This is a genomic window from Modestobacter sp. VKM Ac-2978 (genome assembly GCF_026968025.1).
GTDB lineage: Bacteria > Actinomycetota > Actinomycetes > Mycobacteriales > Geodermatophilaceae > Modestobacter.
The window spans coordinates 306,869-321,406 of the sequence record NZ_JAPVBP010000007.1 but is presented as its reverse complement, the minus strand read 5'-3'; the positions used below and the strand labels follow the sequence as shown (position 1 = coordinate 321,406).

14 protein-coding genes and 1 pseudogene are annotated in these 14,538 nt (G+C 69.9%); 10 read left to right on the top strand and 5 right to left on the bottom strand.

Features of this window, described 5'->3' with window-relative positions; all coding sequences use genetic code 11:
* From O2W53_RS18290 to O2W53_RS18280, 3 genes are all read left to right on the top strand, one after another.
* The coding region (locus O2W53_RS18290; RefSeq protein WP_442929290.1) for a sensor histidine kinase at positions 1-423 on the top strand (423 nt) is incomplete at its 5' end.
* Entirely contained in the window at positions 420-1,112 is a 693-nt protein-coding gene (locus O2W53_RS18285; protein ID WP_269164498.1) for a response regulator, read from the top strand. The genes O2W53_RS18290 and O2W53_RS18285, both read left to right, overlap by 4 nt.
* Before the next feature lie 721 nt (positions 1,113-1,833).
* Positions 1,834-3,027 carry a serine hydrolase domain-containing protein gene (locus O2W53_RS18280; protein ID WP_269164497.1) on the top strand — a complete coding sequence of 398 codons (1,194 nt, stop codon included), beginning with the start codon at positions 1,834-1,836 and terminating at the stop codon, positions 3,025-3,027.
* On the opposite strand, the gene O2W53_RS18275 is transcribed toward O2W53_RS18280, so the two are convergent.
* Positions 2,954-3,310, bottom strand: a complete 357-nt coding sequence (locus tag O2W53_RS18275) for a hypothetical protein (protein ID WP_269164496.1) — start codon at positions 3,308-3,310, stop codon at positions 2,954-2,956. The two genes, O2W53_RS18280 and O2W53_RS18275, sit on opposite strands and share 74 nt — an antisense overlap.
* An 820-nt stretch (positions 3,311-4,130) precedes the next feature.
* On the opposite strand from O2W53_RS18275, the gene O2W53_RS18270 reads away from it, so the two are divergent.
* From O2W53_RS18270 to O2W53_RS18260, 3 genes are read left to right on the top strand one after another with little or no spacing between them, the layout of a single operon-like run.
* A complete protein-coding gene (locus tag O2W53_RS18270) occupies positions 4,131-4,976 on the top strand; it encodes a DedA family protein (RefSeq protein WP_269164495.1) in 846 nt (281 codons plus the stop codon).
* 1 nt (position 4,977) lies between these two features.
* Positions 4,978-5,685: a GTP pyrophosphokinase gene (locus O2W53_RS18265; RefSeq protein WP_269164494.1), complete on the top strand. Its 708-nt coding sequence runs from the start codon at positions 4,978-4,980 to the stop codon at positions 5,683-5,685.
* Positions 5,686-5,734: 49 nt separating this feature from the next.
* Complete coding sequence (locus O2W53_RS18260; RefSeq protein ID WP_269164493.1) at positions 5,735-6,874, top strand: glycosyltransferase; 1,140 nt, start codon at positions 5,735-5,737, stop codon at positions 6,872-6,874.
* A 409-nt stretch (positions 6,875-7,283) separates the two neighbouring features.
* Here O2W53_RS18260 and O2W53_RS18255 read toward each other — a convergent pair whose 3' ends face one another.
* Entirely contained in the window at positions 7,284-7,850 is a 567-nt protein-coding gene (locus tag O2W53_RS18255) for a CGNR zinc finger domain-containing protein (RefSeq protein ID WP_269164492.1), read from the bottom strand.
* Positions 7,851-7,866: 16 nt separating this feature from the next.
* Here O2W53_RS18255 and O2W53_RS18250 point away from each other — a divergent pair, with 16 nt between their 5' ends.
* Both O2W53_RS18250 and O2W53_RS18245 read left to right on the top strand, forming a co-directional pair.
* Complete coding sequence (locus O2W53_RS18250) at positions 7,867-8,400, top strand: DinB family protein (RefSeq protein WP_269164491.1); 534 nt, start codon at positions 7,867-7,869, stop codon at positions 8,398-8,400.
* Positions 8,397-9,572 (top strand): MalY/PatB family protein, encoded by a 1,176-nt coding sequence (locus tag O2W53_RS18245; protein WP_269164490.1) that lies wholly within the window; start codon positions 8,397-8,399, stop codon positions 9,570-9,572. The genes O2W53_RS18250 and O2W53_RS18245 overlap by 4 nt, the downstream gene beginning before the upstream one ends.
* Before the next feature lie 56 nt (positions 9,573-9,628).
* Here the strand turns inward: O2W53_RS18245 and O2W53_RS18240 are convergent.
* Positions 9,629-10,191, bottom strand: a pseudogene (locus tag O2W53_RS18240) (IS3 family transposase); the annotation flags it as partial.
* A 10-nt stretch (positions 10,192-10,201) separates the two neighbouring features.
* Here O2W53_RS18240 and O2W53_RS18235 point away from each other — a divergent pair.
* Positions 10,202-10,624, top strand: coding sequence for a TetR-like C-terminal domain-containing protein (locus O2W53_RS18235; protein WP_269164489.1), 423 nt, complete (start codon positions 10,202-10,204; stop codon positions 10,622-10,624).
* Positions 10,625-10,818: 194 nt separating this feature from the next.
* On the opposite strand, the gene O2W53_RS18230 is transcribed toward O2W53_RS18235, so the two are convergent.
* Entirely contained in the window at positions 10,819-11,961 is a 1,143-nt protein-coding gene (locus O2W53_RS18230) for a glycosyltransferase (RefSeq protein ID WP_269164488.1), read from the bottom strand.
* A 792-nt stretch (positions 11,962-12,753) separates the two neighbouring features.
* Positions 12,754-13,050 (bottom strand): antibiotic biosynthesis monooxygenase family protein, encoded by a 297-nt coding sequence (locus tag O2W53_RS18225; protein ID WP_269164487.1) that lies wholly within the window; start codon positions 13,048-13,050, stop codon positions 12,754-12,756.
* A 627-nt stretch (positions 13,051-13,677) separates the two neighbouring features.
* Between O2W53_RS18225 and O2W53_RS18220 the strand changes: the two genes are divergently transcribed.
* Positions 13,678-14,496 (top strand): hypothetical protein, encoded by an 819-nt coding sequence (locus O2W53_RS18220; protein ID WP_269164485.1) that lies wholly within the window; start codon positions 13,678-13,680, stop codon positions 14,494-14,496.
* Positions 14,497-14,538 lie beyond the last annotated feature (42 nt).

The window sequence follows — 14,538 nt, the reverse complement described above, 5'->3', positions numbered from 1 at the left end:
GACGACGACCCCCCGGCCGACACCGTGCCGGCACCAGGGCTCGACCAGCTCGACGAGCTGGTCGAGCCCTGCCGGGCGGCCGGGATCGAGGTCACGGTGCACCGCGAGGGGTCGCTGGAGTGCCTGCCCCGGCTGGTCGACGTCACCGCGTACCGGGTCGTCCAGGAGGCGCTGACCAACGTCACCAAGCACGCGGTCGAGCCGTCCGTGACGATCACCGTGAGCCGCACCGAGAACACCTTCAGCGTCCTGGTGGTGAACACCGGCGTCCGGCCCGGACCGGCGGGAGCGGGCTACGGGCTGATCGGGATGCGCGAGCGCGCACTCGCGCTGGACGGCACGGTGGAGGCCGGCCCGATCGGATCCGACCGGTACGCCGTCACCCTCGCCGTCCCGCTGACGCCCTGGGAGGGACCCCGATGATCCGAGTGCTGCTGGCCGACGACCAGGCGCTGCTGCGCTCGACGTTCCGCATGCTGATCGACGCCGAGGACGACATGACGGTCGTCGCCGAGGCCGCGAACGGCGAAGAAGCGGTCGACCTCGCCCGGCGGCACCATCCGGACCTGGTCCTGATGGACATCCGGATGCCGGTCCTGGACGGGCTCGCCGCCACCCGGCAGATCTGCTCCGCCCCCGACCTGACGGGCACGCGGGTGCTCATCCTGACCACCTTCGAGTCCGACGAGCACGTCGCCCGCGCGCTGAAAGCCGGAGCGAGCGGCTTCCTCGGCAAGGACGTCACCCCCGCCGGCCTGCTCGACGGAATCCGGACCGTCGTAGCTGGAGACGCCCTCCTCTCCCCCGCCGCCACGCGCGTCCTGATCGACCGCTTCCTCTCCAGCCCCGATGGCATCGGCGACCTCCCGCGCGGACTGCTGCCCACGTTGACCGACCGCGAGCGCGAGATCACCGAACTAGCCGCGCACGGCCTGTCCAACCAGCAGATCGCCGACCGGCTGATCGTCAGCCCGCTGACCGTCCGCACCCACGTACACCGGGCGATGATGAAGCTGGGCGCCCGCGACCGGGCCCAGCTGGTCGTCATCGCCTACCAGGAAGGGCTGGCGCGACGTCGAGGCCTCGAGCATTCGCCGGGTCACGACGGCTAGGGCGCCCTGATTCGCGGAGGCGCTTCCTTCCGTACCGAACCTCGACGCCGAGACTTCGCCTCATCGCGCGGTAGCCATCGCGCGATAGCCGACGACCTACCGGGGATGACAGCACTCCCCTACCCACCCTCGGACAGGAGAAGGAGCACCGTCGCTCCAGCATGCCCGCGGCGACGCGCGCCTGCGGCGCTGTATCGGACGGTGCGACCGGGCCAGCCTGACCCGCGGCGGGTGGGAGGTCGAGCAAGTCCTCGGTGACGGTCCGCTGCACCGCGTCGTGGGCGCGGTGGCAGCACCGCCACGGTGGCGGAGTCCAGGACGACGATCAAAAGGCCAGGTACTGCTCAACCGTCCCGAGAGACGGACCGCCAAGGCCGTCAGTCCGCTGTCAGCGCCCACGATGATTAAAGCGGCCATCTCGTCGTGGATGGTGCCGGCGTGAGAAGCGCCCAGCGGGGGCAAAGGGTCACAGATCTCCAGCATCAGTAGGACGAGCAGCTCTACCGCACGCACCGGACGCTGGACCCTACGACCGGGTACGGCGCAGGCACCACCGGCCAGCCACCACCGGCTCGCCCGATGCGCCATGGCCTGCACGGCCTTCACGGGCCGGTACAGCCTGCGCTACCTCCGGCTGTCACGTCAGCAGCATCGACCCGCCCGATGGACGCGGACAGGCTGGGGAAGCCCGCAACTCAACCGCCCTGTGAGGAGCAAGCCCGTGACCGTCTCCCTCCGCACCTCGTCTCCCCGCCGCACGTGGGGAGCCCTCCTGCTCACCGCTGCCGCCGCCACCGGCCTCGGCGTCAGCGGTGTCAACACGCCCGCCGATGCCAGCACGCCCGCCGAGACCACCGATGCCCACCGTCCGCACCAGCCCGACGCCGTCCAGACCGAGCTGGACGCCCTGGTCACCGACAGCGGGTTCCCCGGGGTCCTCGCCGCGGTGCAGGACCAGCACGGCCTGCGCGACTACACCGCCGGCGTCGGTGACCTGGCGACCGGGGAGCCCGTTCCGGTGAACGGGGAGGTGCGGATCGCCAGCAACACCAAGACCTTCACCGCCGTCGTCGTCCTGCAGCTGGTCGGCGAGGGCCTGGTCGACCTGGACGCACCGGTCGAGACCTACCTACCGGGCCTGGTCCGCGGCGAGGGCGGCGACGGCCGGGAGATCACCGTGCGCCAGCTGCTGCAGCACACCAGCGGCCTGCCCGACTACGACGACGTCCTGTTCACCGATTACCTCGCCCTCCAGCACCGCTTCATGGAGCCGCACCAGCTGCTCGACGTGGCGCTCCCCCGCCCGGCGCTGTTCGCCCCCGGAACCAGCTGGGAGTACAGCAACACCAACTACGTCCTGGCCGGGCTGCTCGTCCAGGAGGTCACCGGCCGGCCGATCGCTGAGGAGATCACCACCCGGGTCACCGAGCCGCTCGGGCTGACCGACACCTACTGGCCGCACGAGGGCGAGCAGGAGCTGCGCGCCGATCACCCGCACGGCTACTACCGGACCACGCCCGAGGAGCAGTACACCGACGTGACCGTGCAGGACCCCTCCTCCGGCTGGGCCGGTGGCCAGCTGGTCTCCACGCCCCGCGACCTGCTCGGCTTCTTCACCGCCCTGGTCGACGGCGAGCTGCTGAGCCCCGAGCTGCTGGCCGAGATGCAGACCACCGTCCCGGCACCGTCGGCCACCCCGCGCACCCAGGAGTCCTACGGACTGGGGCTGCAGACCTTCACCCTCAGCTGCGGTGGCACCGCCTGGACCCATGGCGGCGACATCCCCGGCTACGAGACCCGCAGCGCGGTGGCCACCGACGGCCGCGGCGCCGTCATCACCGTCACCGCCCTGCCCACCGATCTCCAGGGCGTCGTCGACGTCGAGGACGCCGTCGACGCTGCGATCTGCAACTGACGGGCGCCGCCCCCTCCCCGGGAGGGGGCGGCGCCCAGCCGGACGTGTCGAGGTAGCGCCGGACTGCGGTGACGCGGCGGTCGGCGCTGTCGTCGGGAGGCAGGTCGAGCTCGGCGAAGATGCTGCGGATGTGCTTGTGCACCGCTCCGTCGGTGACCACCAACCGCTCGCCGATCGCCGAGACGATGTAGACGTAGAAGGCGTCCTGCACGGCCGCGGACTGGTTGTTCCAGGACAACGTCAGACCGGCATCGTCCTCGGCCAGCGAGTCGATGACGGTCACGACTGCAACCTCTGCTCGGTGTCGGGGACGAGGACTACCGAGAAGCGGGGCCGCCAGAAGCTGTGCTCAGGTGACCTTGGAACCGCCACCACCGCGTGCCTTGCATCGCGGCAACCGACACGGTCGTGCTGCACCCGCCGACTCGGGAGCAGGCGACCGGCATGCCGGAAGCAGAGGGCTGCCGGGCCGTGTCGTCGTCATCCGGCCTACTGCGTACGGACGACGCCACAGACAACAGACACGCGATCCCTGTCGTGAGTGCAGGTCAAGCTCCACCGGGTTGGACGCCCTGCAAGCCCCGTCGTCGTCCCATCCGGCCACAGGACTTGATCTACTCCGCCCGCAGTACGCACAGCCTGCACACGAATGACGACACCTCACCCAGGAGCGACAAAGCTCCTCCTCACCAGCCGGACCCCACCACCGGACGGTCTCAGGAGGACGCCATGAGCGAGTTGCACGGTCTGACCAAGAGGTGTGGCCCAACCACCGTCGTCGATGACCTCACCCTCACCGTCCGACCAGGGATCGTCACCGGCTTCCTCGGCCCAACGAGGTCAGAAATCCACCACGATGTGCATCTTGATGGGCTTGGGGGCTCCCGATTCAGGGAGCTCGGCGGTCAACCGCCGCCGCAGTAGCGCGCACGCGCCACTCGGTCTGAACCCACGCACCCCACCCCCGCAGGCCTGCCTCGACCCGATCGGGACAGCACTGACCCTGCCGCTGAGCAGATCGACCGTCTTCTCCGAGGGGGCGGTCAGCCTGCCCTGAGCGCAGTCCCGACACCGCAGCCCCTTCTGCCACGAGGACGCCGATTGTGATTGACAGCCTGCTGGACGCCGTGAGCTCGCTCATGTCCTCACCGTGGGTGTACCTGCTCATCGCCCTGGTGGCCTTGGCGGATGCGCTCATCCCGCTGGCCCCAAGTGAGACGGTGGTCATCACCGCCGGGGTCTTCGCCGCCTCTGGCAGCGACATGCTGCTCGTGATCGCCAGCGCGGCCGCCGGCGCGCTGGCCGGCGACCACCTGTCCTACCTGATCGGTCGCCTGATGAGCAGGTGGACCGCCGAGCGGGACCCTGCCGGCTGGCAGGCTCGGACGCTGAGCCGAGCGGACTCTCTTCTCGCCGAGCGGCGCGGCATGGCCCTGGTCGTGGCCCGGTACATCCCCGGGGGGCGTACGGCAGTCACCCTGGGCATGGGCGCTCTGCGGCACCCATTGGCCGACTTCTCCCGATGGGATGCCGTCGCGGCCCTGTCCTGGGCCGCGTACTGCACGGCGATCGGGGCCATCGGCGGTGCTGCCTTCGCGGAGGACCCACTCCCTGCCGTAGTCCTCGGCGTGGCCATCGCCCTGGGCATCGCTGCGCTCACCGAGCTGGTCCGCCACCGCCGCCGGCCCCAGCGAGCGATCGTCGCGGCAGCCCCACGGAACTCAGACACACCGCTTGAGCTCGAGCTCCAGGCCCCCTCGCCGGATGAGGCGCCGCAGGTGCTCGGAACGGCACGGCACCGCGACGCCGACGATCAACGGGACACCGGGCCACGCAACCTGGCGAGTGCCGCGCTCGCGGCCCACCCACCTGCCGTCCTCGTGCCGGTCGGCGCTTCCTGCGCGACGCACGCCCCGGCGGGCACCGCATCACCGATGACGAGGCGATGACGTGATCGACGTGATCGCCGGGCAGCATCAACCGTCGACCGGCCGAGAAGGTCCCACGATGGCAACGGGCCCCTGGGAGCCCGGTGCGAGCCTGCGCCGGTTCCTCATGGTCTATGAGTTCGGGCTCCTGGAGATGTTGACGAAGGTCAAGATCCTCCAGGAGGAGATGCGGTTGATCAACGGCGAGTCACCCATCGAGCACATCGCCTCGCGGGTGAAGACCATCGAGAGTCTCACCGCCAAGGCGCAGCGGAAGGGCGTCCCGCTCACCACGGCCAGCGTCCAGGACTCCATCCACGACATAGCCGGCATCCGAGTCGTGTGCAGCTTCGTGTCCGACGTCTACACCGTCGCAGAGATGCTGCTGAGCCAGCCCGACGTCGACCTGGTCATCGCCAAGGACTACATCGCCGACCCGAAGCCCAACGGCTACCGGAGCCTGCACCTGATCGTCGACACACCCGTTCACATGTCCGACCGGGTTGCCACCGCCCGAGTCGAGCTCCAGCTACGCACCGTGGCCATGGACTTCTGGGCCAGCCTCGAGCACAAGATCTTCTACAAGTGGCATCGACACGTGCCGATCGCCCTGCGGGAAGAGCTCTTCGAAGCAGCCCGCAGCGCGAGCGCCCTGGACCAGACCATGCAGCGGCTCCATCGCGAGTCCCACAGCGGGGCTCTCACTCAGCGCGCTCTGACACCCGATTGATGCACCGAGATCGCCCATCCCCCAACCACCAGATGATCGGAAGGCCCCCATGCGCATCCTGTTGAGCGGTGTCCCGGCGTTCGGGCACCTCCTCCCCTTCGCACCACTGGCCCGGGCCGCGCTCGCGGCCGGCCACGACGTGGCCCTGCTGACCAGCGGCGGCATGGCCCCGCCCCTGGCCGCCGACCTGCCGGGCGTGCAGGTGCTGCCGGCCGGCCCGATGCCGGACGTGCTCTTCGCCGAGGTCGGCCGGCGCACCGGCGTCGCCGACGCCGCGGCCGATCCCCAGCCCGAGGCGGTCGCGGAGTTCTTCGTCGGCGTCCGGGTCGACCTGACCGCCGATGAGGCCGTCGCGGTCGCCCGGGACTGGGCGCCGGACCTGATGATCTGCGAGGCCACCGACTTCGTCGGCCCGCTGGTCGCCAGTACCCTCGGCGTGCCGTGGCACGTGCTCGCCCTGGGCCCGGCGGTGCCGCCGGAGTTCACCGCGCCGATGGTCGCGCTGGCCGCCGAGCGCTACGCCGGCCGGGGCCTGGCCTCCACTCCCCCGTCGTCCTACATCGACCCGGTGCCCGCCGCGCTGCAGACCCCGGGCTTCACCTCCCCCGCACGGCACCTGCTCGTGCGCGCCGAGGCCCACCAGCGACCGGGGTCCTCCACGGCCGCCGAGCCCGGCACCCGGGGGCGCCGCCGGGTGCTGGTCACCCTGGGCACGGTCTTCACCGACCCGGACCTGCTGGCCACCATCGTCGGCTCGCTGGACGACGCGGACGTCGACGTGGTCGCCACGCTCGGGGTCACCGGCCTGGCGGCGCCGGACACCCCGGGTGTGGACTACCGGCCGTTCGCACCCCTCGCCGAACTGCTGGACGTCGACGTGGTCCTCTGCGCGGGCGGCTCGGGCACCGTGCTCGGCGCGCTCAGCCGGGGCATCCCGCTGGTCGTGCTGCCCCAGGGAGCCGACCAGCCGCTCAACGCTGCGCGCACCGAGGCCGCCGGCTCAGCGGTGGTGGTCCACGACCCGCGGGAGGCCGGGGCGGCGACCCGGCGGGTACTGGAGGACCCGTCGTTCGCCGCTGCGGCCCGCGACCTCGCCGCCGAGATCGCCCGCACCCCCACCCCCGCGGACGTCATCGCCACGCTGGTCGGCGAGAGGGCGTCGACGAGCGCGTCCATCCCGCAGGGCTGAGCACAGCCCGGCGCCGGACGACGGGGTCTGGCGCTGGGCGGTGCCTTCACTCAAGGGCTCCAGCGTTCCCAGCCCCCAACGGCCCGCCGGCGCAGCCCGGCTCCAGGCCCGGCGGGCCGCCCGGCGCCGAGCGGCCGAGATCGGCCCTGAGTCCCGGCCGCCTGCCTGGCCGGCCGTCGCGGACAGCCTGCGTGGCGCAGGTGGCGGCGGCCGCAGGCGTGGCGGTGACCACCGTGTACGCCGGTGTGGGCGGCAAGCCCGAGCTCATCCAGGCCCTGACCCAGAGCGGTGTCGGCCGACTCCATCGCGCAGTTCCTGACGCAGGGCGCCGCGACCGACGACGGCCGGGAGTTCGTGCGCCTCACGCCCAGGCGACGCCGGCGGTGATCGGTACTCGGGAGCGCACCGGTCAGGTGGTGACGTGCGCCTGAGTGTCCGCCGCGACCCGCTTACGCGCGCGGTAAGCAGCCGCTTTCACGCGGTTCCCACACTCGTCCATGCCGCACCAGGTTCGCCGGGCGCCGCGCGACCGGTCCAGATAGATGCGGGTGCACGACGCGCGGCCGCACTCCTTGAGGCACGCGTCCGGGTCCGACAGCACCGAGATGGCCGAGCGCGCCACGTCGGCGAGGGCGTTCTGGGCGCTCCCATCCCGCTCGACGCGATCGGGAGAGAGCCGCACCCGCACGCCGGGCAGCGCAGCCAGCGCGTTGACCACCGCGAGGTCCGACGGATCGAAGGGCACACCCTGCAAGCGGTCGCTGGCCAGCCGGTACACAGCCTCGCGGAGGGCCAGCGCCGCTTCCAACGCGGTGTGGTCGACCGGCAGGTCCGGGGCGAGGTCGGCGACCTCCACCAGCCATCGCTGCAGGTCGGCCGCCCCGCGCAGCAGCTCTTCCGGCTGGGCGTCGTTGCGCCACTTGCGCGTCCCAGCCAGGTCCAGGGCCGGGTTGCCACTGACGAAGGCGAAGGCCACGTCACCATCTTGACAGGTGACGACGGCGCGGCTCAAGCTCGTCACCAGTCTGACAGGTGACGGGAGGCCGCGAGTGATCGACGAGTACGACTACCTCTACTTCGCCGAGAGGGCGTTGACGGGCATGCGCACGATCGTCCTCGAGCTGGGGGACGACGCGGCCAACCTGCGTGCCCATGAGGGGGCCAACACGCCTTACGCGCTGCTCTGCCACTGCCTCGCCGTGGTCGAGACCTGGGCGGGGGGCTTCGTGCACGGCCGGACCGTCGACCGCGACCGTGACGCGGAGTTCGAGGCCAGCGGCGAGGTCGGCGCACTGGCGGACCGCGTCGGACCAGTCATGGAACAGTTCCGTCGCGATGTGGCCACCGCCCAGCCGCACGACCGGTTGGCAGTGGAGCCGCCCGCGGACTTCCTGGGTCCCGCGCGGAGCCTGACACAGGGCGCCGCATTCCAGCACGTCTTCGAGGAGCTCGCCCAGCACCACGGGCAGATGGAGATCCTGCGGGACCTGCTGGTCCTGCATCGGGCCGGTCGGGTGGACGCGTGACCGAGATCGCGGGGCTCGACCCGGCTCGCCTGCGCGGTGGTCATGGCGCCAAGTGGACCGCCGTCCCCGAGGACGTCATCCCGGCGTGGGTCGCCGACATGGACATCGGGATCCCGGGCCCCGTCCGCGAGCGCCTCACCGAGACCATCGAGCGCGGCGACCTCGGCTACCCGTACTGGGCCGCAGGTGACCCGGTGGTCGATGCCTTCGAGGAGCACATGCTCACGCGCTTCGGGTGGCCACCAGCTCCGGGCCGGAGCCGGGTGATGAGCGACCTCATCCAGATCCTGCAGGTCACCATCGAGCACACGACCGAGCCGGGTGACGCGATCGCCCTCCATGTGCCGGCCTACCCCCCCTTCCTGGCGTCCATCGCCCGGGCAGGTCGCACCATCGTGCCGCTGCCGGTGCACCGGTCCACCGATGGCTGGCACCTGGATCTCGAAGAGCACCGGCGGCTCGTGGCCCACCACCGGCCACGGCTGTTGGTCCTGGTCAACCCGCACAACCCGACCGGACGGGCCTTCCGGCAGGACGAACTGCTCGGCATCGCAGACATCGCACTCACCCACCGGATCCCCGTGTTCGCTGACGAGATCCACGCCGACCTGACCTACGCCCCCCACACGCACACCCCATTCGCCTCCCTCAGCCATGAGATCGCTGACCTGACCATCACCACGACGTCACCGGGGAAGGCGTTCAACCTCGCCGGCATGCGGTGTGCCATCGCCCACGTCGGGCACACCCCGATGGCGGAAGCACTGGCGAAGGCGCCACTCGACTACTTCGGGACACCCAGCGTGCTGAGCCGCATCGCTGCCGTCGCCGCCTGGCGTGAGTCGGCCGAGTGGTTCGAGATCGTCATGGACGGGTTGACTGCCAACCGAGCGCTGGTCGAGAACTGGGTCCGTCGGCGAGGCGACATCGACCTCGTGCCGCCCGAGGCGACCTACCTGGCTTGGATCGACTTCGCCCGAAGCGCCGTTGCCGCCGATCCAGCCGGGAACTTCATGCAGCGTGCCCGCGTGCAACTGAGCCCAGGTACCGACTTCAGCCAGTACACCCCTGTGGACACCACGACGTTCGCGCGGCTGAACTTCGCCACACAGTCGACCACCCTCCAGCAAGTACTCCACCGCCTTGATGCGGTTCTTGATGGAGAACACTGACCAGACCCGGTGGACGGGACTGGCCCCGAGTTCAGTTGACTCGTCGGGTGTGGTGGTCAGGCCGCGGTAGCGGCGAGGTGGAGTGTCTCGTACTCGGGGAGTGTGAGTCGTCCGAGGTGGCGTTGCCGGCGTCGGCGGTGGTAGGTGCGGTCGATCCAGGTGATGATCGCCAGCCGCAGTTCTTCGCGAGTGCTCTATCGCTGCTGGTCCAGAACGTATTCATGCTGCAGGGCGAAGAACGACTCCGTGGCTGCGTTGTCGTCGCAGGCACCGACTCGGCCCATGGAGCCGACCAGGCCGTTGTTCGTGATCATGCGGACCAAGGCGTTCGACTGGAGTTGGCTGCCGCGGTCGGAGCGGACCACGGTGCCGACCGGGTCTCTGCGGATGGTGGCGTTCCGCAGTGCGGCCACCGCCAGTGATGCCTTCACGGCGAGTCGATGGAGTAGCCGACGATCCGGCCGGAGCAGACGTCCTTGATCGCGCAGAGGTAGAGCTTGCCCTCGGCGGTGTTGTGCTCGGTGATGTCGGTCAGCCAGGTGACGTCGGGCGCGGTCGCGGTGAACTTCCGGTCGACCAGCCCCTCATGCACTGGCGGGCCGGCATTTCGGTTCAGGCCCGAATCTATATTGCGGGCGGTCGTCGCTGAGGCCTTCGATGAATTGATCGCCGTCCTGCACGCAGGCGCACAGGACGACGACCCGGTAGACCGGCTGTTCAGCCTCTGTCGAGGCTATCTCGACTTCGCGCGCGACTTCCCGGAACGCTACCGATTGATGTTCGGTGGCGTCTGGGAGGTGTCGGATACCGACGATGAGGTCGAGCTGGAGGAACGTGCGCGCGTCGGCCGATCGGCCTTCAACGTTCTGGTCGAGGCCCTTGATGCGTGCAGTGAGGCGGGTGTGTCAGACAGTTCGGATCCTTTTACCGACGCCACCGCCCTCTGGGTTGCCTTGCACGGAATGGCGGGCTTACGCCAGACTGCTCCACTGTTCCCGTGGCCTTCACATCTCGACGATCTACTGATCAGATCTTTGGCGCGACTATCTTGACCCGGACTTCGACTTGGTTCTGCCAAACGGGCCGCCTATCCGAGCAACCTGGCCCGCATGGACGCCGCGGGTGTGGCGATGGAGGTCCTGTCCGTCACGACCCCCGTGGCCGGGGTCGCGATGTCGGTGCGCACGCACGGCACCACCGCTGGGCGGACGCTGTCGGCCGTACTCGCGGGTGCGCGACGTCTGCGTCAGGAGATGGCATCGATGAGGTCGGTCAGAGCGTCGTGCGGGCTGCGCATCTGCGCCATGTCGGCGGCTACTGCCTCAGCGGCTCGCCGGTAGGACGGGTCGGTGAGCACTGCGGCGATCAGCGCTCCGACGTCTCCGGGTGCGGTGGCGACCAACCCCGCTCCCGCGACAGCGACCCGCTCAGCGTTCATCGGTTTGTCCAGGCCCAGCGGGAGCAGCACCAGCGGCACGCCTGCGCTGAGGGCGGACAGGACTGTTCCGGCGCCACCTGAGGAGACGACGACATCGACGTCTCGCAGCAGGTCGTGCATCGGCACGAAGCCGACCACTTCGAAGCGGTCTGGCACACCGTCGCTGCCGGACAGGTCGATCCCCTCGGCACCTGCGATGCGCAGGTCGACGTCTGCGGTTGCCGCCGACGCAACGACGGCGACCAGGACATCGGCATCGTCGACCACGGTGCCCAGGGTCACCAGCACCCTTGCGCGCTGGCGCTCCGCGTCCACCACGTCGCCACCACCGTCAGGGTGAGAGCTGTGTACCCGCCCCTCGTGCCCGGGCCCGCTGCCGTGAGGCTGAGGACGAACGGGGATCCGAGGAGCTGGGTAGCGGTCAGCCTCGGTCACCAGAGCATCCGGCCACGGGTCGAGGTATGCGATCGGCGCACTCGGCACGACACCGAAGTCGGCGAAGCGTCGGGCCGCACGTTGAGCGAACTGATCGGCCAAGAGCGGGATCATGGGAAGCGACGCACCGTGCGCCACCCACGGGGTCTTTCTCGAGGACGCGGCGAGCTGCCCCAGGTAGTCCACCAGGTCGCAGATCATGACGTCGGGCGCGAAGCTGTCAGCGGCGCTCATCGCCGCTTCCGCTCCCAAGGTCAGCCGGGTTTCGATGAGGATCTCCACAGCCGACACGAGTGGGTCCTCGAGAGGTTCCGCACCCGTCCGACGCGACACGTCAGCCAGGGTCGTGGCCAAGTCCGGTCCAGCCGGCAACAGACGCACGTCTGCGGCAAGTGGAGCGACCGATCGATGGGTCATCAGGGCGGTTTCGTGACCCGCCGCCGAAGCCGCCCGCATCAAGGGGATCATCGGCAGGAGGTGACCGTAGGCGGGCGTGCTGGTGAACAGGATTCGCATGTCGTCCCCACGTCTCGATACATCAGGGTCCACTCGTGTTCCACAGCCGCCGCGCCACGGTCCGCTGCACTGTCCGACGATTACGCGGGGCTCGAGCTGAACGCGCGTTCGCTCACCCACTCCTGCAACGGGCAGGTCGCCCTTCTCCACAATCCAGCGGCAAGCGGTTTGCCTGTCAGGCGCGGAAGCTCATCAACCGGCGTGACCGATCAACATGCGTCCATGGTGCGCGGACACCGATGTCTCGTTCCATCCAGCTGACTGCTCAGTCACGGGTGCAGCAGGCTGTATTGACGACTCCGCGCTGTCGTGGTTATCCACCGACGGCACCAACGCCCACGCCGGGGGCAGTCCGCGGAGGGAGCCTGTCCAGCGCGCATCCGACTCGGACTGGCCCGTGGCGAGTACGTGACCACCGACTCCCCGCAACGGGTGTCCGCTTTCGACGAGTGCGGGCCTCTTGTCATCCGTCCGCAGGCCGGTTCCGACTGGGCACCCGAGGCCGCCCGCGAACCACCAGAAGCTGCACGGCGTCCGACAGTTCCACGGCTGCTACAGCGTCGGTGACGACCAGCTCTGGGGCGTCGTGCACCGGCGCAAGAGCACGGCGAGCACCCTGGCCGCGCTGAGATCATTCCGCGCCGGACGAGACAAGGGGATCCGGGCGTGCGCGGCACGGCACGAGGTCGAGCTGTGCTCCACCCCGACTCACGCGTCCTGGGCCAATCCGATCGAGGCGCAGTTCGGGCCGTTACGCCCCTTCGGCGCCTCGAAGATCGTGGTCACACGGCACTACTTCGGACGAAGCTCACCGCGCTCCACGCAGATGATCGGATCGGGCTTCGCGATCTCGAACATCGCTTCGGCCAGGGCCAGCCCTTCAGGATCTTCACGCGCGGCGGCAAGAGCATCACTGCTGGCCCAATGCGACTGATTCACCACCTTGGCGCCGTCCAGAGAAGCGTAGACAGTCGAGCCGAGGAAACCCGACTTCTTCCGCATGACCTCGCCGGCGCGATGGATCGCATCGATCAGATCCTGCTGCCGCTCCACGGCAACCGCAAAGACCCCGATGACAGTGACCCTCACAACTCATCCTCCAGACAGCATGCAAACACCAGCCGAACCACGGCCGACAACGCGCCCACCACAACGGGCCTCAGGACGTCGTAGTTCACGGGCTCCCCACCGTATTGCTCACTACGCCCGCGGGCCAGCCCTTCAGGACCACCACTCTTGCCCATGACAGCCGGCGCGTCTCCTGCACCCAACACACGGTCCCAACACCGTGAACGTCCGTGGTCAGGGCACCATGTGTACTGACCGGAGATGTTGGTCGGGCGATTCCGCTTGTGATGAGCGACCGATCGGCTGCCGAGAGGTACAGCCTGCTGTACCTGATCTTGGTAGCGCAGGGGCTTCGCCTGCGCTCCACCCGCGGCCAGATTGTGTCTTGACCGGCAGCCGACAAGACGGAGCGCGGCTGACAGGCTGCCCGGCCGTCCCGACCCGCGGACGCACGACGACGGCCGGGTGTGCCCGCCCGGGACAGCCGCCGCCCGTCGCGCCCTCACCGCTCCACCCGGCGGCTCGACCTCGTCGCCGAGAGGTCCGATGACGTCCACCCCGAGAGGAACTCCTGATCACCATGACCGGAACGCGTCTCCGCCGATCCACTTGCGCAGCCCAGCACCACGGACTTCCGGGAGGTGCCGCGTGATCGAGGAGACCGCGGCCCGCGCCGAGCAGATCGAGGCCCGCGCGATGGAGACCTTCGTCCGTGACGCCTCACCCGCAGCACACCGCCAGCTGGGGATCAGCACGGCCCGACTGGGCGGCGGCGTGGTCGTCGCGGTGGCCAACGACCCGACCCACTACTGGAGCAAGGCCCTGGGCTTCGGCGTCACCGAGCCGGTGACGCGGTCGCTCGTGCAGGAGATCTGCGCCTTCTACCGGAGCAGCGGAGTGGCCGTGGCCACCCTCCAGATCGCCCCCGCCGCCCTGCCTGAGGACTGGCCGGAGATCGCCGCGGAGCTCGGGTTGGTCCACAGCTCGACGTGGATGAAGCTGCAACGCCACGTCCCCGATCCGATCACCTTCCAGCCGGCCGCCACCCGGCTGAGGATCGGGCCCGTGCCCGAGGACCAGCACGACGAGTGGGCGCGGGTGCTGATCAGCGGCTTCGGCATGCCCCCGGTGTTCGAGGGGCTGGGCGCAGCTGCCGACCCCGAGTTGGTCCACCGCTTCGCCGCCTGGGACGGCCGGGACCTGGTGGCCAGCGCGAGCGTCGTCGTCGACGGCGACGCGGCCGGGTTGTTCGGCGCCAGCACCCTGCCCGGCCACCGGGGGCAGGGAGCGCAGTCGGCACTCATCGCGGCCCGGCTGGGCGCTGCCGTCGACGCCGGTGCCCGCTGGGTCAGCGCGGAGACCTCGACGGAGACACCAGAGTCACCCAACTCCTCGTTGCACAACCTGCGGGCTGCCGGACTGGTCGACCTGTACGAGCGGCCGAACTGGGTGTGGCGCGCCCCGTGACCGCCAGACCGGCGGGACACGGAGACGGTCGCCGTCCCCGGG